This window comes from Labedaea rhizosphaerae, from assembly GCF_004362825.1.
GTDB classification, from domain to species: Bacteria; Actinomycetota; Actinomycetes; order Mycobacteriales; family Pseudonocardiaceae; genus Labedaea; species Labedaea rhizosphaerae.
The window spans coordinates 174,946-194,378 of sequence record NZ_SNXZ01000004.1; the positions used below are offsets into that span (position 1 = coordinate 174,946).

21 protein-coding genes are annotated in these 19,433 nt (G+C 65.5%); 10 read left to right on the forward strand and 11 right to left on the reverse strand.

Features of this window, described 5'->3' with window-relative positions; translation table 11 throughout:
- Positions 1–26: 26 nt before the first annotated feature.
- The 3 genes from EV186_RS23580 (at position 27) to EV186_RS23590 (ending at position 3,222) form a co-directional block, all read left to right on the forward strand.
- Positions 27–1,280, forward strand: coding sequence for an MFS transporter (locus EV186_RS23580; RefSeq protein WP_166659295.1), 1,254 nt, complete (start codon positions 27–29; stop codon positions 1,278–1,280).
- Between the two features lie 170 nt (positions 1,281–1,450).
- Positions 1,451–2,533: an NAD(P)-dependent alcohol dehydrogenase gene (locus EV186_RS23585; RefSeq protein ID WP_243754230.1), complete on the forward strand. Its 1,083-nt coding sequence runs from the start codon at positions 1,451–1,453 to the stop codon at positions 2,531–2,533.
- Positions 2,530–3,222: a DUF4389 domain-containing protein gene (locus tag EV186_RS23590; protein WP_133851586.1), complete on the forward strand. Its 693-nt coding sequence runs from the start codon at positions 2,530–2,532 to the stop codon at positions 3,220–3,222. The genes EV186_RS23585 and EV186_RS23590 overlap by 4 nt, the downstream gene beginning before the upstream one ends.
- Positions 3,223–3,260: 38 nt before the next feature.
- Here EV186_RS23590 and EV186_RS23595 read toward each other — a convergent pair whose 3' ends face one another.
- From EV186_RS23595 to EV186_RS23620, 6 genes are all read right to left on the reverse strand, one after another.
- Positions 3,261–4,844: a GAF domain-containing sensor histidine kinase gene (locus EV186_RS23595; protein ID WP_133851587.1), complete on the reverse strand. Its 1,584-nt coding sequence runs from the start codon at positions 4,842–4,844 to the stop codon at positions 3,261–3,263.
- 154 nt (positions 4,845–4,998) lie between these two features.
- Positions 4,999–5,715, reverse strand: a complete 717-nt coding sequence (locus EV186_RS23600; RefSeq protein WP_133851588.1) for a GAF and ANTAR domain-containing protein — start codon at positions 5,713–5,715, stop codon at positions 4,999–5,001.
- A 7-nt stretch (positions 5,716–5,722) separates the two neighbouring features.
- Entirely contained in the window at positions 5,723–6,535 is an 813-nt protein-coding gene (locus EV186_RS23605; protein ID WP_133851589.1) for a GAF and ANTAR domain-containing protein, read from the reverse strand.
- A 95-nt stretch (positions 6,536–6,630) separates the two neighbouring features.
- On the reverse strand, positions 6,631–8,178 hold the full coding sequence (locus EV186_RS23610) for a B12-binding domain-containing radical SAM protein (protein ID WP_133851590.1): 1,548 nt from the start codon (positions 8,176–8,178) through the stop codon (positions 6,631–6,633).
- A 146-nt stretch (positions 8,179–8,324) separates the two neighbouring features.
- Positions 8,325–8,873, reverse strand: a complete 549-nt coding sequence (locus tag EV186_RS23615) for a DUF6292 family protein (RefSeq protein WP_243754231.1) — start codon at positions 8,871–8,873, stop codon at positions 8,325–8,327.
- Positions 8,874–8,941: 68 nt separating this feature from the next.
- On the reverse strand, positions 8,942–9,502 hold the full coding sequence (locus EV186_RS23620; RefSeq protein WP_133851591.1) for a DUF5994 family protein: 561 nt from the start codon (positions 9,500–9,502) through the stop codon (positions 8,942–8,944).
- A 299-nt stretch (positions 9,503–9,801) separates the two neighbouring features.
- On the opposite strand from EV186_RS23620, the gene EV186_RS23625 reads away from it, so the two are divergent.
- The 6 genes from EV186_RS23625 to EV186_RS40815 all read left to right on the forward strand — a co-directional run bounded on the left by EV186_RS23625 (position 9,802) and on the right by EV186_RS40815 (position 14,041).
- Complete coding sequence (locus EV186_RS23625) at positions 9,802–10,254, forward strand: hypothetical protein (protein WP_133851592.1); 453 nt, start codon at positions 9,802–9,804, stop codon at positions 10,252–10,254.
- Between the two features lie 129 nt (positions 10,255–10,383).
- Complete coding sequence (locus EV186_RS23630; RefSeq protein WP_166659296.1) at positions 10,384–10,944, forward strand: HAD domain-containing protein; 561 nt, start codon at positions 10,384–10,386, stop codon at positions 10,942–10,944.
- A gap of 522 nt (positions 10,945–11,466) precedes the next feature.
- Positions 11,467–11,910: a DUF6228 family protein gene (locus tag EV186_RS23635; RefSeq protein WP_133851593.1), complete on the forward strand. Its 444-nt coding sequence runs from the start codon at positions 11,467–11,469 to the stop codon at positions 11,908–11,910.
- Between the two features lie 329 nt (positions 11,911–12,239).
- Positions 12,240–12,581: an HIT domain-containing protein gene (locus tag EV186_RS23640; RefSeq protein ID WP_133851594.1), complete on the forward strand. Its 342-nt coding sequence runs from the start codon at positions 12,240–12,242 to the stop codon at positions 12,579–12,581.
- A gap of 276 nt (positions 12,582–12,857) precedes the next feature.
- The gene (locus EV186_RS23645; protein ID WP_133851595.1) at positions 12,858–13,331 is read left to right on the forward strand and encodes a hypothetical protein; all 474 of its coding nucleotides are present in this window, start codon (positions 12,858–12,860) and stop codon (positions 13,329–13,331) included.
- Positions 13,332–13,675: 344 nt separating this feature from the next.
- Complete coding sequence (locus tag EV186_RS40815; RefSeq protein WP_166659297.1) at positions 13,676–14,041, forward strand: NUDIX hydrolase; 366 nt, start codon at positions 13,676–13,678, stop codon at positions 14,039–14,041.
- Positions 14,042–14,079: 38 nt separating this feature from the next.
- Here EV186_RS40815 and EV186_RS23655 read toward each other — a convergent pair whose 3' ends face one another.
- From EV186_RS23655 to EV186_RS23665, 4 genes are all read right to left on the reverse strand, one after another.
- Complete coding sequence (locus tag EV186_RS23655) at positions 14,080–14,280, reverse strand: hypothetical protein (protein WP_133851596.1); 201 nt, start codon at positions 14,278–14,280, stop codon at positions 14,080–14,082.
- Positions 14,281–15,042 (reverse strand): tyrosine-type recombinase/integrase, encoded by a 762-nt coding sequence (locus tag EV186_RS40140; RefSeq protein WP_243754289.1) that lies wholly within the window; start codon positions 15,040–15,042, stop codon positions 14,281–14,283. It abuts the gene before it with no gap.
- Between the two features lie 349 nt (positions 15,043–15,391).
- Entirely contained in the window at positions 15,392–15,586 is a 195-nt protein-coding gene (locus EV186_RS40145) for a hypothetical protein (RefSeq protein WP_243754232.1), read from the reverse strand.
- Positions 15,587–16,012: 426 nt separating this feature from the next.
- The gene (locus EV186_RS23665; RefSeq protein ID WP_133851597.1) at positions 16,013–16,333 is read right to left on the reverse strand and encodes a hypothetical protein; all 321 of its coding nucleotides are present in this window, start codon (positions 16,331–16,333) and stop codon (positions 16,013–16,015) included.
- A gap of 284 nt (positions 16,334–16,617) precedes the next feature.
- Between EV186_RS23665 and EV186_RS23670 the strand changes: the two genes are divergently transcribed.
- Positions 16,618–18,807, forward strand: coding sequence for a hypothetical protein (locus tag EV186_RS23670; protein WP_133851598.1), 2,190 nt, complete (start codon positions 16,618–16,620; stop codon positions 18,805–18,807).
- Here the strand turns inward: EV186_RS23670 and EV186_RS23675 are convergent.
- Complete coding sequence (locus tag EV186_RS23675) at positions 18,795–19,409, reverse strand: inositol monophosphatase family protein (RefSeq protein WP_166659298.1); 615 nt, start codon at positions 19,407–19,409, stop codon at positions 18,795–18,797. The two genes, EV186_RS23670 and EV186_RS23675, sit on opposite strands and share 13 nt — an antisense overlap.
- Positions 19,410–19,433 lie beyond the last annotated feature (24 nt).

The window sequence follows — 19,433 nt, forward strand, 5'->3', positions numbered from 1 at the left end:
CCGACGGTCGGTGCTACTTTCGGAACATGTTCGAAAACTCCTCCGAGGCCGCTGGCAACTCCAGACGGCCGATCCTCCTGGTGTGCCTCGCCGTGTTCGGCCTGATGACGGGGCAGCAGATGGTGAACCCGATCCTCGCCCCGCTCGCGCGCGAGCTGGGGTTCAGCGAACTGGCGCTGGGCCTGGTCATGACGGTCGGCGCGTCGGGTGTGGTGCTGACCAGCCCGTTCTGGGGACGCCGCGCGATCGCCTGGGGCCACCGCCCGGTCCTGCTGACCTCACTGGTGGGCGCGATGGCCGCCCTGCTGGCGTTCGCCGTCGTCGCCCAGGTCGGCCTGTCGGGCGTGCTGGCCGTGCCGCTGCTGTTCGTGCTTGTCCTGCTCACCCGAGGCCTGGCGTTCGGTCTGGCCTGGGCCGCGACGCCCGTGACCGCACAGTCCTATGTGGCCGATGTGACCACCGGCGAGGCCGAACGCATCCGCGGCATGTCCCTGTTCGGTGCGGCCCAAGGCCTTGCTCTCGCCGTCGGTCCCGCGCTCGGCGGCCTGCTGAGCTTCGGCGGCCTGCTGGTCCCGATGTACGTGGCACCGGTCATCCTCGGCGCGATCGCCGTGGTCCTGTGGCTCAGCCTGCCCAAACCCCAAGCCCACCGCGAACGCCCGGTGACGGTGAAGGTCAGCGCGTTCGACCGTCGCATGTGGCCGTTCCTGACCGCTTGCTTCGGCATGTACCTGGGCTTGACCCTGGTCCTGATGACCGTCGGTTTCCTGCTGCAGGACCGCCTGCACCTGGCCGCCGACGAGACCGGTCAGGCCACCGGCCTGGTCATGCTGGCCGGGGCGGGCATGATCGTGCTGGTCCAAGCCCTGGTGATCCCACGGCTGGGCTGGCGGCCGGCACGCCTGATCCAAACCGGCGCGCTGATCATGACCGTCGGCATGGTCGCGGTCACCGTCGCCCAGACGGGCGTGCTGGTGGCTGTGGGCGTAGGCGTGCTCGGCTTGGGCCTCGGCTTCGGCATGCCGGGCATCATGTCCGCGCCGACTCTCCTTGCCGGCAAAGAAGAACAGAGCTCGGTCGCCGGACTTCTCAACTCCTGCACGGCACTGACGTTCATGGTCGGCCCGCTCATCGGCAACGGCCTGTACGAGATCGCACCCGCGGTGCCCTACGTCCTGGGCGCGGTCATGATGGCGGCGCTGACGGTGTTCGTTTTCGTCCACCCCGGCGTCCGCCAGGTCCCAGCCGCGCGGGTCGAAGCCCGTGCCCTGGCGGGTTAGCCATTGCGCGGACCGCGGGGCCGATCAGGACACTTGGGGACCTTTACCCCCTTGACGTCGGCGTGGCCGAGGTACACGGTTTCCTTACGGCGCACGAATCTCGCGCGCTGTCGAGAGGTCACGGACCGGCCCCGCGGGGATGCGGCGCGTTCGCGCCTCTCCGATGCTCCATGAGAGCGAAGGCCACGATGCGCACCGCGCGGCTCGACGACAGCAAAGGCTCTTCGACCAAGACCGGCATGACGACGACCGTCGTGCAGGACCACTACAGCCCTGCGCCCGAGGGTCTCTTCCGGCTCGCGCGGATCGACACGCCGACCGCCGGCGACGACGAGGTCCTGGTGCGGGTGCACGCGGCCAGCGTCGACCGGGGCACCTGGCACATCATGTCCGGCCTGCCCTACCCGATCCGGCTCGCCGGTTTCGGGTTGCGGCGGCCGAAGTTCGCCAACCCGGGCCGGAACTTCGCCGGGACGGTCGAGGCGATCGGCCCCGGCGTCAGCGGCTTCGCGCCCGGCGACGCGGTGTTCGGGATGGCCACCAGCACCTTCGCCCAGCACGCCATCGCCCGAACCGGCAAGCTCGCACCGATGCCCCCACGCCTCTCCTTCGAGGGAGCCGCGGTCGTCCCTGTCTCGGGCGTGACCGCCCTGCAGGCGGTGCGCGACCACGGACACGTCCAAGCCGGCGAGGAGGTGCTGATCATCGGCGCGTCCGGCGGCGTCGGCACGTTCGCCGTGCAGCTCGCGAAGGCGTTCGGCGCGGACGTCACCGGCGTCTGCAGCACCGGCAAGGTGGACCTGGTCCGATCCCTGGGCGCCGACCACGTCATCGACTACACCCGCGACGACTTCGCCGACGGCGGACAGCGCTACGACGTCATCCTCGACATCGGCGGCAATGCCCGACTGTCCCGGCTCCGCCGTGCGCTCACCCCGCGGGGGCGGCTCGTCATCGTCGGCGGGGAGACCGACGGGCGACTGCTCGGCGGCAGCGGGCGCCAGGTCCGGGCCAAGCTGCTGTCCCCGTTCGTCCACCAGGAATTGGGCACCTTCGTCGCCAAGGAAACCGCCGCCGACCTGATTGTCCTCAGTGGACTGATCGAGGACGGGAGCCTCACCCCGGCGATCGAGCGCAGCTATCCGTTGGCGGACGTCGCCGCCGCCGTTCGCCACCTGCTCGACGGGAAGGCCTGCGGAAAGCTCGTCATCTCCGTCCTCCCCGACGAGCCGGCCCCCGGGAGCACACCATGACCGACCCCCGCACGCCCTACCCGGTCCGCGTAGACGCGGACGCCGAACCTTCGGTCTCCCGCGGTCTGTGGCTGGTCAAGTGGTTCTTGCTGATCCCGCACTTCATCGCCTTGTTGTTCCTGTGGGTGGGCTTCTGCGTGGTCAGCGTGATCGCGTTCTTCGCGATCCTGATCACCGGGCGCTATCCACGACCATTGTTCGACTTCAACGTCGGTGTGCTGCGGTGGACCTGGCGGGTGAACTACTACGGCTACGGCGCCTTGGGCACCGACCGGTACCCGCCCTTCACCCTCGCCGAGGTGGCTGTCTACCCGGCACACCTCGAGGTGCCTTACCCCGAACACCTGTCCCGGGGCCTGGTGCTGGTCAAGTGGTGGCTGCTCGTCCTGCCGCACCTCATCGTGCTGTCGATCATCGTCGGCGGCGGGTTGTGGGCCGGTTCCCGCGCCACCACCGACGACGGCTGGAACGTCCTGTCCACGGGCGGCGGGCTGGTCGCGTTGCTCGTGTTGATCAGCGCGATCGCCTTGCTGTTCACCGGCCGGTACCCGCGGTCGCTCTACGACCTCGTGCTCGGTTTCGACCGGTGGGCGCTGCGGGTGGCGGCCTACACCGGCCTGATGACCGACCGCTATCCGCCGTTCCGGCTCGACCAGGGCGGCACCGACCCCGCAACCCCGCAGGTTTGACCACCGGAAGCGGTCCACCTCGGGTTGGCCGCTCAACCTCACGCCATCTTGGCGGTCCAGGTCATGCGGGTGCCACCAGTGGGCGTGGAGTGCGTGTCGAGGCGGCCGGCATGCGCTTCGGCCTGTTCGCGCAACGAAGGTCCTGGAGCGTGCGTTTCGCTGCCGTTGTCGACGACATCGATGGTGAGCAAGTCGGCGCTGACGGTCATGCCCAGTTCGACTCGTGAGGCACCGGCGTGCTCCGCGATGGACTGCAGCACCAGGTGCACGATCTCGATCACGGTGTCGGCCACCGCGTCGGGAACGGTGCTGTCGAGTTCCCCGGAAAAGGTGGTCGTCACCGACAAGCCCAGCGCCGGCGTGCAGTCTTCGACGGCGGCCAGCACCTGGTGTTGCAGGGACCGCGGCCGGTCCCGGCCGATCGTGCTGTCGATGCCGTACACCATGGAGCGGATCCGGTCGATCGAATCGTCGAGCGCACTGACCGACCGGGTGAGCCGGTCGCGGACCACCGGGCTCATGCCGATCGTCATCAGGCCCTCGAGTCCGAGGCTGACCGCGAAGAGCCGCTGGACCACTTGCTTGTCGAGTTCGACGCTGATGCGGTCGACCTCGGCCGCGCCGCGGTCTCGGGTCCTGGTGCGGGCTCGGCTCAGTTCCATGGCCAGTCCCACATGCTCGGCGAACTCGACGAGGTGGCCGATGTCCGCGTCGGTGTACGAGCGCCTGGGGGCGAGTCGCCCGACGCCCAGCGCGCCGATGACCACACCGCCGGAAGCGATCGGCACGACGACGACCGAACCGATTCGCGCTGCCACGTGCGTGTCCCCGGTGTCCGGGTACCCCTGCGTGCGCACCGGCCGGGCCGACCGCACGACCTGCCCGGCGAGGCTGGTGTCCATGTCGAGCAGGCGTCCGGGCGCCTCGTCGGCGAAGATCCCGGTGGCCGCCTGGAGCTGGAGGCGGTCCTGGTCGGTGACCAGGACCAGGGTGGCGAAGTCCGCTTCGGCCGTCTGCTGCGCGAACCGCGGCACGGGGTCGAACGGGCGGGCACCACCGCCACCGAGCACCTGGCCGGCGGCGGCCGCCGCGGCGGCGAGCCACCGTTCCCGCTGCCGCGAGTGCCTGCGCAGCTCGACGTTCTCGATGGCGACCGCGGTGCTGGTGACCAACGCCACGACGAGGTCCTCGTCGTCGGAATCGAACCGGCCGCGCGCCGGGTCGGCCAGGTACAGCTGGCCGCGCGTGCGGCCCTGGATCCGGATCGGCACGCCGAGGAAGCTCTTCATGACCGGGTGGCGCGGCGGGAATCCAGCCGTCCCCGGCTGCTCGGCCAGGTCGTCCACGCGAATCGGCGTCGCCCGGTCCAGCAGGTTCCCCAGCAGGCCGTGGCCCTCCGGCGGGGCCCCGATCAGCTCGGCGGTGGGCTCGTCGATTCCTTCGTAGACGAAGTCGTCGAGCTGCCCGTCCTCGTCGAGGATGCCCGCGGCCGCGTACGGAACCCCGACCAATTCCCTGGCCACGGTGACGACGTGCCGCAACACCGGCTTGAGGCTCGGGCCGTCGGCGAGCGCCGCCCGCTCGCGCAGCAGATGCCGCAAGCGCCGGTCGATGTCCGCCATGTGCCGACGCCTCCACCCTCGGACGCGGGTCGGCGGGGTCCGGGCCAACGGGGATCAACGCAGGACGAGTGCCACAGTCCAGTCACTCGACCATACGCTTCGTATTGTGCCGCCGACACCTTGTCACCCGCATGCCGGGACCTCGGACAACCGCTCACGGAGCCGGAATCACCTGTTCGTTGTGGATGACCGCCATCGCGAGGTCGGACAGCTTGTACCGGTGGTGGCGGGCGTGGGAGCGCAACAACACGAACGCCTCGTCCACGTCGACGCCGTGCCGCTCGGCGAGCACGCCCTTGGCCTGCTCGATCACGATCCGGCTGTTGAGCGCCGTCTGCAACTGGTCGGCGACGAGTTCCATGTGCCTGATGGCCCGCTGGTGCAGGATCGCGATGGTCGCGGCGTTGGCCATGGTCTGACCCAGCTGCCGCGCGTCCGCGGACAGCACCGAGCCCGTTTCGCTGAACAGGTTCAGCGCGCCGATCGTGTCCGAGCGCAACTGCATCGGGAGCGCGTGCACCGCGCGGTAGCCGGCGGCGCGTGCCGCGGGCGCGAAGACCGGCCACCGGGTGTCGGCGACGGCCAGATCGGGGACGTCGATCGGCTGACCGGTGCGGAAGCACTCCACACACGGCCCCTCGGCGGTCTGGACCTGGAACAGCTCGAGCATGCGGGTCTGTTCGGTGGAGGCGGCGACCAGGTTCAACGCGCCGTGCTGGTCGACCAGCAGGAGTCCGCACGCGGCGACGTCCAGCAACTCCACCACCCGCTCGGCGAGGGTCTCGAGAAAGTCGATGATGTCGAAATCCGCGACAAGGGTGTCCGCGAGTTCCACGAAAACCTCACGTGCCCGCGCATCGGTTGCGCTCATTTGTCCCTCATCCTCCGGAGTCCGGTGACGACGCGTCCCCTGCGCCGTCACCGGAGGTGTTGATGTCGTCTGCTGTCTCGTCGGTCGTGCGTACGGTCGTGCCTTCGCCGTCGGCGTGGAACCGGAGCTTGCGTGCGACAACGTCGGCGGCCACCTGACCGAGTTGGCGGTCCTCGGCGAAGGCGTGGGCCCGCAACCGCGCCATCCCGTCGGCGATGGACATACCCAATTGCACGGAAACCATCCCCGCGGCCTGGTGCACCACGGCTTGCCGGCCCACGAACGTCACATCCAGCAACCGTTCGACCGAGCTGGAGTCGCCATCGCGATCCAGCGCGAGCGCCAGGGCCGCATCGGCGTAGAGCAACGCGTCGGTCAGCTCGAGCGCGCTCAATCCTCCGGTCGCCCGCCGGTACAGGTCCAGCACACCGAAGCGGATCGCCCCTGACTGGATCGGGAACGAGAACACCGCCCCTACTCCCAGGGCCACCGCGCCCCGGGAGAACAACGGCCAACGACGGCCGCTGTCCGGCGACTTGATGTCCTTGACCAGCACCGCCCGCTGCCCGGCCAGCGCGTCCACGCACGGTCCCTGCCCGACGGTGAACTGCAGGAGCTGGACTTCACCGCTGGCCGCGTCGGTGGCGAACAGCGGCTCCGCGACCCCCGATGGATGCGCCATCGACACGCCACCACCGATGGCGGAGACGGCGGCCACGCAAGCCCGGCACGCGTGCTGGACCGAAGGCGCAACGCCGTCCTCAGCGGCCAGCGCCTCGATCGCCGACCACACGACGCTCTGGCGTTCGTCAGCGTCCACTGCGGGCCGCCGGATGCAGGCCGCGCGCTACGCCGAAGCAGTACACCATCAGTGGAGCGTACCGCCCACGGTGCCTCCCTCGCGGATCTCGCGCGCTACCGCTTGGTGATCGTGAGCGCATGCGGGTGCGACCGGTTGTCGGCGGGTGAGAGGTCCGGCGTCCGCTCGGCCGGGGACAGCAGTTCGGCGTAGCGGCCCAGCATGCGCTCCCCTATCTCGCGGTAGAAGGCGGGCAATGCCGTGCTCCTGCCTTCGTGGAAGGCAAGGAATTGCGGGTCGGAACGCAGCATGTCCGCGATCCGCTGGAAACTCCTGATGTCGGCCCGGAAACTGGCCGTGCGGGCGCGGTGCACGTAGGCGATCGGCCGGTGGGTCGTGGTCTTCAGCCGCCGCCGCAGCATGTCCGGTGACGAGGCGTGGGAATAGAGGTCGATGAGTTTCTCGTAATAGGTCACCGGGTCGTAGTTCTTGATCGTGGTCACCATATAGGGCGCGTAGTAGAAGCTGAACGGCATCGCGGTCAGGATCCGCCCGGCCGCGGTGAGCTGGTCGTGCAGGGGCGTGCCCCCGAACGGCACCGGGATGTTGATCGTCGGGAACGCGAAGGGCGCCTTGTCCATGAACCGCTTGGTGAGCTCGACCGGAGCGTCGCCCTGGTCGGAATCCAGCCCGAACATGAAATTCGCCTGCAGGTAGGGCACGTTTTCCGCGAGTTGGGCGAAGTGCTCGGCCACCCGGTCGACTTTCGCCACCCCGGCGGTGCGACCCACCCCCGCCTTGTTCGAGTAGTCGGTCCACGATTCCACGCCCGGGGCGACCATGGCGCAGTTGGTCTCCTTCAACCGGCGGGGCCGATCGCCACGCAACACCGTCAGCGAACTCTCGATGATGTAGGGCGGCCGGCGGTCGGGCGGCTGGGCCTCCAGCGTCTTGAAGACCTCGTCGAACTTCACCGCGAAGTTCGGGTCGTGGAAGACGATGAGCGAGCCGGGCAGGTGCTCGGACAGGTAGCCGAGGTCGGCCGCGAGCCGGTCGACGGGCAGCGGCCGGTAGGTGCTGCTCCAGTCGATGCAGAAGTCGCACCGGTACGGGCAGCCCATGCTCGCGAGCATCGGCACCGCGCTGAGCGGAAGCCGCTTGCGCCCCCAGAAGAATGCCGACGAACGGATTTCCGGCATCCGTTCCTCGACCGTCGGCACGTCGTCGAACGGCCGGTCCGAGGAAATCATCGAACCTGGGTCGTGCTGACCGGTGACGATGTCCTCGATCAGTTCCGGGTCGCATTCCCGCACCACCAGGTCGAAGAACCGCAAGCAGTCGACGGGGAACGCCTTCGCGTGCGGCCCGCCGATCACCGTGCGCACACCGGCCGCGCGGTAGAGCTTCGCCACCGCGTACGCGATGTGGCTGACCTGGGTGTAACAGGAGATGAACACGACGTCGAGGTCCATCGGCAGCATGCGGTGCGGCTTGCCGACGCCGTAATAGGTCGCGTAGAAGGTTTCGTGCCCCTTGCGACGGCACCACACCGAAATGGCCTGTGGGGTGATGCTGGCGTACTGCTTGGTGATCAGCAGCTGATAGCCGAGGTCGACCGGCCGGCGCGCCGGTGGACCCAGCAAATCCAGAATTCCGACTCGCACCAGAAGACCCCTTAGACACTTGGCGGCACCGGGCGTCGATCGGGGTCTGGGACCAACGCTGTCAGCGGTGTCAGTCTACGCCCGGACCGTGCCGATCGCGGATCGGAATGCGACCGCCACCTGCTGGTCCTTCGGCCACAGTGGACTCATTGGTGGGTCACGCGGGTGTCGGACATCTTCCTTGCCATCGCGATCCGGTCGAGCGGCGGCTGGACCGAGTGGAGCCGATCGATGCGGACGCCGTCGAGGACCGCGGCGACGAACCGCGCGACCACGGCGGGCGGCGGCACGGCATCGCCACGGAGGTAGCTGAGGACGAGCGGCGTCTCGTCGGGGTGGGTCTCGATGGCGACGTACCAGCCGAGCTGTTCGTCCCACACCAGCATGAGATCGCGGCCGGCGTGGTTGGGTGAGCGTTGGGCGAGGCCGAGGTACGCGGTGGCCGTGTCGGTCACCTCGTAGGCGACGGCGTGGGCCGGCACGCCGATGGCGGCCGCCACCTGTTGCACGTAGTCGGCGAGCGACCGGCTCAGCGCCGACCAGCCGCCGTCGGTGTCGTCAAGTCCCAGCATGGCCAGCAAACCGATGAACTCCTCGCGATCGCGTGCCTGGCCCGCGACCGTGCGAATGGCGCGGTTGCGGTGATCGGTTCGCTCGCGCTGGGCCCGCGCACGGGAGTTCGCGAACTGCGACATCGGTCGTCCTTGATCGTCCCCCGGCGTCGGTGTCATGTGTGCTCCCTGCTGGGTCGGTCGACGTTCCATCACACCGACGCCGGTTGCGTTACGGGCATCGCGGCGCCTCGGGCCAAGAGGGTGCCGACCGAGTCCGTGTTGCGCCCGTCGGCGGCGGCCAGCGCGATCGTCTTCGCGGTCTCGGCCGACCTCGCCGGAGGGATCACGAGGATCGTCACCCGGCCGCGGGGCCCGATGACGTCAACCGTGTCGGTGCCCTGCGAGTGGAAACCTTCGAGCCGGACGCGGTTCGCCCCACCCTCGATGCGACGTGCCGCGCTCTGCCACTCGTCGAGGTTGTAAGCCACCCGGTCGACAGCGCCGAGCCGAGTTGCCAGCGCCGCGATCAACGTCGGCAACCCGGCGGCCAGATCCCGTGAACGGGGCCACCATGCCCCGTCGACATGTCCCGGGCCCTCGGGATTGGGCGCCGTCGGCTTCAGGTGCACGCGCAACGACTGCTCGGCAGCATTGGCCTCAGAGGTGGCAACGGGATCATGCGGGACCGACACCATGTCGGGATTCCCTTCCCGGCCGAGACGTCGGCCGGACGGGCTCGCCGAGGACGAAACCAGCTCGGTTGCCGGCATGCGAAGTGCCCATCGACACCTGGAGCCTACACCCGAATTGGTCCAAGCAGGCCGGTGACCAGCCACATCTCCGGCTGCACGCACCCGATCGGCCCCGGCGTTTCGACACCTCACCACCCGTGCGACCACGATCGGGTTGTCCGTTTCTCCGACCACAAAGGACCCAACTGACAGATGCCGTCGAGAACCACGTCGCGAGGCAACGCGAAGCCCCGCATCCTGACCCCATGTCCCCGCCCACGACCGGGGCCGGCGAGGGCGTCGTGAGGGTGTGGCCGGTGGCTACATACACTCGCACCGTGCACCCGACTCCGCCGCCTGTGTCGTTCGCCGCCGGCCTGTACTGGCGGAGGAGCAAGATCAATGGCGCCAAGTGCGTGCCCGCGATCTTGGCGTTGGATGGCGGGCGGTTGCGGCTGTCGAGCGCGGACGAAGTCGCCTTCGAGGCGCCGTGCGATGAGGTCGAAGCGCACTTCACCTTCCTGGCGACAATGCGCCTGACGGTGAATGGTCAGGCGTTCGACCTGGTGGGCAAGGGCGCGAACCTGTCGCCGAAGTTCACCGCGGAGCAGCTGGCCGAGCTGGAGTCGCTACGAGCCCACGCCGCGAACCAGGACACGCTGGGCCCAAACCTGGCCGCGACGGCTTCCCCCACAAGCCTGCTCGATGCGGCATTCGACGCCCAGGCGATGGCCGCGAACATCAAGCCGTGGCGAACGGTCCTCCCCGCAGCCGGCGTACGCGTCTCCTGACACCGTCGCGGGTGCGTTCTGTGGTGGAACGCCGCGACGGCACACTGAGCCCGACGCGCACAACGCCCCGCATTTCGGTGTACCTGGGAAACGCGTGACTCATGGGCGACGGCATAGCCTGGGCACATCATGCGTCCGTTGCTGCTGCTCGATGTGGACGGCCCATTGCACCCGTGGGCCGCGACGGCACAGGGCCGGCCACCGGGGTTTGTCGAGCACCGTTATCGGCTGTCGCGCTGGCGGAGGGCCACGGCGTCGGTCTGGCTCAATCCCGCGCACGGTGCGGCTCTCCTGGCGCTCGCGGACGTGACCGGTGCCGAACTGGTCTGGGCCACCAGTTGGGGCGACCGGGCCAACGTGGTGATTGGTCCCGCGATCGGCCTCCCACGGCTGCCGGTCATCGACTTTGCCGGGTCATTGGCAGACAGCGGGCCCGACTGGAAGTTCCGTGCGGTAGCGAGGCATTGCTACGGCCGACCACTTGCTTGGCTCGACGATGACTTCGAGCTTCGCCCACAGGCCCGCGAAGCCTTCCTGATCAAAAGAAAGTTCAACGCAGCACCGACATTGCTGGCTTCGGTCGACCCACGCACCGGCCTCACCGATGCCGATCTGGACGCCGTCCTCGCTTGGCTTCAGGCTCTATCCGCAGGTCAGAAGCCGGATTCAGACCAAGGTTTATGCCCGTAGAGAGCAGCACACAGAGCGAACGACGTCCACTGTGGATTCCCATATGCGAGACGCGCGTCTACCGCAGCCGTACCGGCTTTGACGGTCCAGGCCGCTAGGGTCAACGGCCATGGCATCCGAGCGCGCCTGTGGCTGCTTGATCTGCGGCGGCCGGACAACGACCTCGATGCGGTCGACACGGCAGACGCGATCGGCGGTGGAACGAGAGGTACTGACCGACAGTCCGTTGGCTCGAATCAAGCGCAAGAGCACTCCCCCGCTGCGGCAGATCGATCCGGGGATGAAGGTGAACTAGCGGCAGCTCGGGAGCTGCTTACCGCGGTGACCTATGTGGGACAACGGAATGCCAGCCGCAGGCGGCCACTAGGAGGGTTCTTCGCGACCATGTATTCACGCGGCGGCTCGAGCGGTCGAAGCGTTGGCTCTGCGGGAATCCGATTGCCCGCTTCCGGAGTCCTGGCTGAGGGTGAGCTGATGCATAACGGGTACCGATGCTTGCTTTGGAGCCGTAGCCTGCCGTTCGTGCTTGAGGATGAGGAAACGGCTCCGGTCATTCGAGTGGGTGGGCTGCACCCGGAAGCGATCGAGCTGCGCTTCAGTGAGTTGTTGCGTCCGTTCGCCCAGGACGACCCCGCCGATCCGTTCCGCGACTTCTTAGTGATAGCACACAACCAATCCGTGCGAGTCCAGCTCTCGGTGCGAACCATGGGCGGTGATGGGCTTGTCGCCTTCCTGACCGAGTTGGCGGAAGACTTCCGCGGGTGGAACGACGCTCGCACGTGGCGCTCCATGGAGCGCGAACTCACGCTGTCTGCAGAGCACCTGGGATCGCGGGTGCAGCTGACGTGGGGTCTGCACGATCGGATCGTCGACGATCAGTGGCACTTCACGGCGATCACCGAGCACGCGCCCGGTGAGGACATGCGCAAACTCGCCGCCGATGTGCACCGCTTCCTGGAGTTGTAGCGACTTGCCCGTGGCGGCCACCTCAGGACGGCAGTAACCGCAGGTCAGCGGCCGGATTCGGAGCAAGGTCGTCCACGAGCAGTCCGTAGCGGCAAACAGAGCCAAATGACGGCAGATATCGTCCATTGTGGGCTCGAACCCACGGCCAAAGGATTATGACAGCCACGTTCCGCGCTACAGAAAACCGCCTCTGACCTGCCGCTTTACCGCGTCTACGGGCTCAAGTTCCATCATCAGCCCGTGGTGAGCCCGTAGCCCGCCCTGCACCCCGAAGTGTGTCACGACCTGCGGAAACACCGTACCGCGGATCTCATCGATATGGTCGAGTCATGGGGCCAGACTGGTACTGCGATGAAGTCATTCCAGGCAAGGTGACGATGGAGGTGCTCGCTCGGACCGAGAACACCCTGGCGTTCCGTCCACCACAGCCGGGCTTCGGCACCGACCACATCATCGTGATCCCCACCCAGCACGTCTCATCCCTGCTCGACCTCGACGACGACTTGGCCACAGAACTGCTCGGCGCGGTCAAGCAGGCCGCTGCGCGGGCCGTAGAGCAGCACGGCGGCTGCCAAGTGCTCACCACCTTGGGCGACGAACAACACAACAAGCACCTCCACTGGCACATCGCCGTAGGTGCAGGAGTAGCCCGCTTCGTCGCACGCGACTGACACTCGGACTCGCCCGCTCACCAAGGTGCGCCTCCGGTGGCTTCCCCGTCGGCTGGTTGCCGTCTCGACCCGGCGAGTGGCCGGCCTGCAAGCAGTCAGTCCATGCTTGTGGGCTGCCTCGCGCCGGGTAGGCACTGCCAGCCGACGGGGAAGCCACCGCACGGAACCCGACCACCCGCCGCCACTTCCTTTGCTTCCCTAGAGGCTGCCTGCCAGGCGAGGGCGTGTCGTGTAATTGGCTCGGTCGACGACGTGCCGTCCTGCTGTAATCCGGTCATGGACATCGCCGCGCAGGTGGTCACGACGTCGTGGACCAAGCGATCCCGCGGCGCTCCGGCGGCAGACCGGCGCAACGCGGCTCCGATCTCGTTCCCGCTTCCTGACGTCACCCTGCCGGTCCTGCACGAGGTCATGATGGACGAGTGCTCCGATTTCGAGCCTCGTGAGCAGGCGACCCACTCCGTTCCCGATGCGTCCATCGTGACGCTGAAGCTGGTGAACGCCCAGCTGCGTGTTCAGGCGACCGCTTCGCCGTGGGGCAGCGTGCGTCGCCGCCATCGACCGCCGGCGGTCAATCTGACGCTCGGTTCGTGGGTGCGGTGGATGCTGAACTATCGGCTGGTCGATACCTCGACCGGCGAGTGGTCCTACCGCGCCGAGACGCTGAACTTGGCGTACGGCCCGGTCGGCGCGGATGTGTTCTTGGGTGAGCCAACGCACCTGGTCGATGAGCGAATGAGCCTGTTCTGACGATTCGCGAGGTTCGGCGCGTCGTTCGCGGCGGCGTACCCGCCGAAGGGACCGGCAAACCGGTCGGCACGAACCATACTTGAGCTGAAGATCCGCGAACGGCGACTGACCTTCGAGGAATTCGTCGACTTCGCGAACGGGTTCGCAGTCGAGCAGGGCGAGCCGGGGACGTTGAGCTATCGACACCTGCTACGGCTGGCCTCTGGACGTGGAGATGACGCGGGCCGCTGGGAGCCGTTCGGCCGGCCACTGCACGACTGCTCGAAACCATCTTCGGCGTTGCAATCGATGAGCTACTGCAACCACCATCCGAGTCGTCCGCGAATACCGCACGTGCCCTACAGGTGGCAATTGCGATTGTGGTCCGCGCTAATGAAGCGCTGGTGGTCTGCCGGAACGACCCGGAAAGCGACGAGACCGCCTGGCAGTTTCCCGCAGGAGTGGTGAAGCCAGGCATGCGCCCGCGGACCGTCGCGGTCCGGGAAACGCTCGCCGAGACTGGAGTCCATTGTGCGGTGGTGAACGAGCTGGGTAGCCGCCTGCATCCGACGACGCAGGTTCTCTGTGATTACGTGCTGTGCCGCTACGTGACCAGAGATGCCGCAACCTTGACCCGGAAGAGAACGCCGCTGTTGCCTGGATCGGAACAGGCAAGCTGGGTCAGCTCATACCACCACAGCAGATATTTCCCGCGGTGCGTGCGACGCTGAACATCAACTAACGCAACCGGTCAGGTTTCGCTTTTCGTTCATGAGTAAAAATTGCGACCGTATTTATCAGGTGGAAGCGTGAAGTCGTCGGGTCGTTCGGCGCGCAGCCGATCGTAGCGTCGCTGGAACTCGTCGATGGCTTCGTGGATGCCGCAGCCCGACTCGGCCCTGATGGCGTGGAGTGCCAGGATGATCCTCTCGGCGAGGATGAGTTCGTCTATTGCAACATTGTCTTCCATCTAACTGGCTGTCTTCGGCTTCTTGGAGCGTGCGTTGCTCGTCGGCTTTGTCGAACGCGCGGCACGTTTGGGAAGCCTGGACCCCAGAATTTCCGCTGCTTTCCGGTCGGCACCGGCGACCCATGCCGCATAAACCCGGAGGGTCGTAGCCCCTCCCCCACCGTGACCGAGTCGTCCGGCCACCGTTCGCAGGTTAACTCCGGCCGTCAGCAGTTCGGTGGCGGAGAAATGACGGAGCGCGTGAATGTGTGTGTTGATGCCCAGTGATGTCGCCATCCGCTTGTAGCGGCTGGAGATCGTGTCGGGCGAGTATGGCGCGGTTGGGTCCTTCTTCCGGGCACGCATGAACACGTACATGTTATCGGTCAGCTCGACATCGACCTTGGCAAGTTCCTCTGCACACCACCTCTGGTAGTCGCGAAGCAAGGCAACCGTCTCCGAGTCCAGAGCGACACGGCGCATCTGGTGTCTCTTCGCGTCTTTCTCTTGGCCCAACACGAAGCTGCGACGAATCGTGATTACTTCGCCATCGAGATCAATGTTTCGCCATCGGCGGCTAGCGACCTCGCCTCGCAGCATGCCTGTGGTCATGACCAGCCACACGAGCGTTCCCCAGTCGTCCTTGACCTCGAATGCCTTATCGACCAGACGAGCTGCGTCGGCACTCGACGGCGGGTCGGGCTCCGGCGGTTTCTGCTTCGGCCGTTGGGCTATGCGTGCGGGATTGGCCGCGATCCAACCCCAGCGCACAGCAGCGTTCATCACGCTGCTGATGATTGAGTGAATCTGCCGGACGGTCGACCGCGCCATAGGGCTGCACTCATGGGGCACGCATTTGCTTGCCACGCAGTCGTGCTCACCCTCGGCCTTGTGCTTCTCGATGAACGGCTTGCCGTCGCAGCGCTTCCGACAACGACGCAGTTCCGCGTACAGGCTCTCAAGCTCACGGGCACGATCTTCCGGATCGGCTCCCGTCCGAGCGTAGGCCGAATGACTCGTTCGATGTACCCGGAATAGCTGGCGCGCGTGCTGATCGCCAGGTCAGCCTTCCGAAACCACTCATCGATCGCGTAGCTGAGACTCACAGACGACGCAGCGTTCTGCTGCTGAATCACCAGGGCTCGGAGTTCAGCCAGCTTGTTTTCTGCGTTTTCCACGCCGCCTTGTCGACACCCTTGACGGTTTCGCGCAGGTAGGAACGCTTACCGGTGACAGGGTCGAGACCCGCGTAGACGATCACGCGCAGCGCGCCGCCGCGCTCCTCGATCCGGCCCCGTCGACGCCCTTCGGGACGATCATCGCTCATGCACGCATGGTAACTCGCACCCCGAGCGGCACCCAGAGATCAACTTACGAGCTTGGCCATGCGCCGTTTTTCCTGGTCAGATGAGATGGGGCGGGTGGGGCTCGAACCCACGGCCAAAGGATTATGAGAGCCACGCTCCGCGCTACAGGAAACCGTCTCTGACCTGCCGCTTTACCGCGCTCGCGGACTCACGTTCCATGATCAGCCCGCGGTGAGCCCGTAGGTCCCTCCGCAGCCAAATCAGCAGCTTGACCTGCTGAAACGCCAGTTCACAACCCTACTTGGCCACCGCGGCTCCCCACCACACAACGGGAGTCTCGGTGGCTTCCCCGTCGCACGGAACCGAACCACCCGCCGCCACTCGACAGCGCTCCCCTGCTTCCCTGGAGGCTGCCCGCCCGGCGAGGACATGTGTTCTTGTGTCGGCTACGTCCGCTGGTCGAGTGCCCGCCGCGCTGCTGTCCAGGCTTCATCGAACTCGGTGACGGTGATCAGCTCGGCGTCGAATCCGTCCCAGTTCCGGCAGTCGCCCTCAGGCAGTACGCCGTAGGCGCGTTCGTAACGCTGCATCGCGGCCAGGCCAGCGTCTCGGGCTGCAAGGGTCTCGGTCAGCGTGGCTGCCCCGGTTGGTCGCAGCTCGGAGCCTTGCAGTTCAACGTGGCGAGAGGCGTGGCCGTCGCTGTCGTCGATTTCGAGGTAGTGCCAGATGTCATCGTCCGGCCAGTAGTAGCGGATCCACTGCGTCACGCAAGTCATGATGGCGGCTCGTCGACCATAGGCACAGTTCACCAGCGCGCCTCGCCGTGGCGGCGCTACGGCGCGGAACAGGTCGGCTGGCTCGCCGCGCGTCCGGGAGCGGAGCGGTAGGCCGATCCCTGCCGCGCAGGCGCAGCCGGCCGAACGGCACCGCACCAGCGCGCCGCCGCGGGCGGCGCGCCTTGATCCCCTAGAGCCGAGTTCGGCAGTACGGTGCGAACAGCTACACAGACTGGGCCGTTGTAGTTGCGGTACTTAGAGGCAGGCGACGTAAGATGCTGAATATCACTGACGCTAAACAGTCGTCCCGCAAGCAATCATCAACTGATGAATATCTCGGGCAATCAGTCTTGCATGTTTCGTCTGTGCCGGCACGTGCTACCTATCTGATTGCCAGTGGCAGCCGCAGTGGCTTTATCCGTGCAGCTCAAGAAGCAACCACACGATGGGGTGGCGCTACCGAACCCATCATTGAGATACCTGAAGATGGAACTCTCTCGCCTTGGTCACTGCAGGTAGTTTCCGCGGCTGACGTTGATTGCTTGGTCAACGTCGACGCTTTGATCGATCAAGCGTCCCTAGTAGCCGAGAAGTTGAATCTCGCTCTCATACCTCTCGAATATATTGACAATTGGGCAACTCCTACATATTGGACGACACATCCGCTGTCGGCAAGCGACAGATCTCCTGGTGAGATGAACTGCGTGATAGCCAGCCCTAATGCCTCACTCTGGGAAGTTGCCGCAGCCGGCGACATCATCGACTTTGATCACCGAGACGAGATTCAAGCAGCCGGTTGGGGACGGCGGTCGCGTACCGGGGCAGAGATCGGCACAGCGCAATTAATGCTCGACACAGCCTTGGATAAGACCACCCGGCAGTTTTACGAGCACGAGCGTGATTTTGTAGGAGACGTACCCGCACTGCTCTGGCTTGTCAAAGACGACGATATCCGCGATTGTATTTACTTCTGGAATATTCGCGCCCTAAGGCCACTGAGGCATGACGCTGTTCCAATGGCCTTATGTCCTCTGTCTGACGTAACACATTGGACCGAGTTTGGCAAAATGCTCGCCGGCGCCCTAGAACGCCCTGAAGGCTACTCTCCCGACCTCATCATCTGCAGCCTTACCGCAAGCGAAGTCGACCTCGAAACTGTTGCGGAATACCTAAATCTAACAAAATCTTTCAAGAAACCGAAGATAGGATTTCGTACACCGCCGATTTTTCGTCAGAAGCCGTTTACATACCGGGTTGGAATCTCTGCGGACAAATCCTACATCGACGTACGTCATTGGTTTGCATGGCGGCGAGAGTACGGTCAAGCAGCACCAGTAGACGTTCAGCTTTTCCGGAATGAAACGTCGCTAAGATTTAAGGCGCCCGCTTCATTGAGCGAAGGTTTTAACCTCCTCAGGATCAAAGGCGATACCTTTGACAAATATCCGCGCAGACAGGGAGTCGCCGAGCTGATACTTAGAAACTCTACGTGGCGCAACAGCTCCCTTCAGATCAATACATACGCTTCTGATGATTACTTTCTTAAACTCAGCATTCCATCCCTGTCGACCGCCGTCGATGTCATACTTAAAGAGTCCTGCGAATCGCATTCACTTTCCGATAAGGGGAGAATCGGCCAAGCTCTTTCCGCGCGGGGATCGACGTCTGGCCTGTTGCAGCCAAATATTTATCAAGTTATTTCCAGCCTCACAACGCCGCGCGCACAGCGACTTCGACAAGAGTTGGCGCAGCTACAGACGACCGGGGTGGATATCGACGCCTCCGCGGTAGAGAAGCTAGTTAACGATTGGGGTTTCCGCGGTGAACGTCGATACCGTAGCAATCGGTCAATAGGCGGCCTAGGCGTGGCCTCGGCCACCGTTGCTCTAGAACTTCTCTGCTCAATGTCATGGTCCGAAAGAGGATTCGAGATCGCATGTGCAACTTGCGGCGTGCACAGTTTTGTTCCGCTGGCGGAAGTTCCAGGCAGTGGCACACCTAGCTGTCCGGGTTGCGGGACCGCACAGGGCTACCAGACGGACAAGAATGGCGTTACAAGTACGTATCGCCTGAACGCGCTAGTTGATAGAGCTAGCGATCAAGGCGTAATTCCGCATCTGGTGGCCATAGAAGCGTTAACCAATGATGCCGCTACTACGTATCTACTACCCGGAGTCGACGTTGTTCTGGAGGGAAACAGGAAGCTAGAGTGTGACATTTTCGGCGTCCGCGACGGTCTAATTATATCCGGCGAAGTAAAGACACAGGCTCAAGCATTCGATCTAGACCAGATATCCCGCGACGTCGAAATGGCCTGCGCGTTGGGAGCTGATATTCACTTCATGGCCGCAATGGACCACATCCCCGACGAATCTCTCGTGATTGCACGAGCACAATGCAGTGAGGCGCAGATCGAATTTGCCTACATGCATGGAGACGAGCTGGAAGTAGTTCACGAGACATAGCCCTTCGACGACCCACGCGAGGTCGATCGCCGCTGAGCCGAACATTGGTACCCGCTCGACTCGCTCGGCCAGCAGCTGCGTGATCCGCAGTTTGCGCGCGTTCTCGGCCTCAGACCCGGCTCAACCGAGTAGTTCCCCACGGACACGATGGCTTCGGACATTCGCTCGGTGCTGCTGGCCTGCATACGAGCTCCGTTGACGTAGCTCCCGCCGTCCTTGGTGGCGGTGTACCGGCTGGCCAAGAAGGGCGTATCGATCACTCCCACGTGGCTCACGCCGTCGACGACCAGCGCAAGCGACACGGCGCTGAGCGGAACACCATGGACGAAGTTCGACGTCCCGTCGATCGGGTCGAGGACCCAGAACGCATCCTGCTGAGTCGACTCGTGACGGCCTTCCTCCTCGCCGAGGAAACCAATCTCCGGCGTCTTCCGCGCCAGGAACGCTCGTAGCTCGCGTTCGATGCGCAGGTCAACGTCCGTCACGGTGTCGCGGTCGGTCTTGTTGCGGACGTTGGCCGGCCGGTGGGTCGTCACGATGCCGTGGGCCAGGTCGACGGCCTGTTCCGCGATCGTGAGCAGCTTCGCCAGATCGGTGTTCAAGCGCCTTCCCTGTTCGGCAACTGC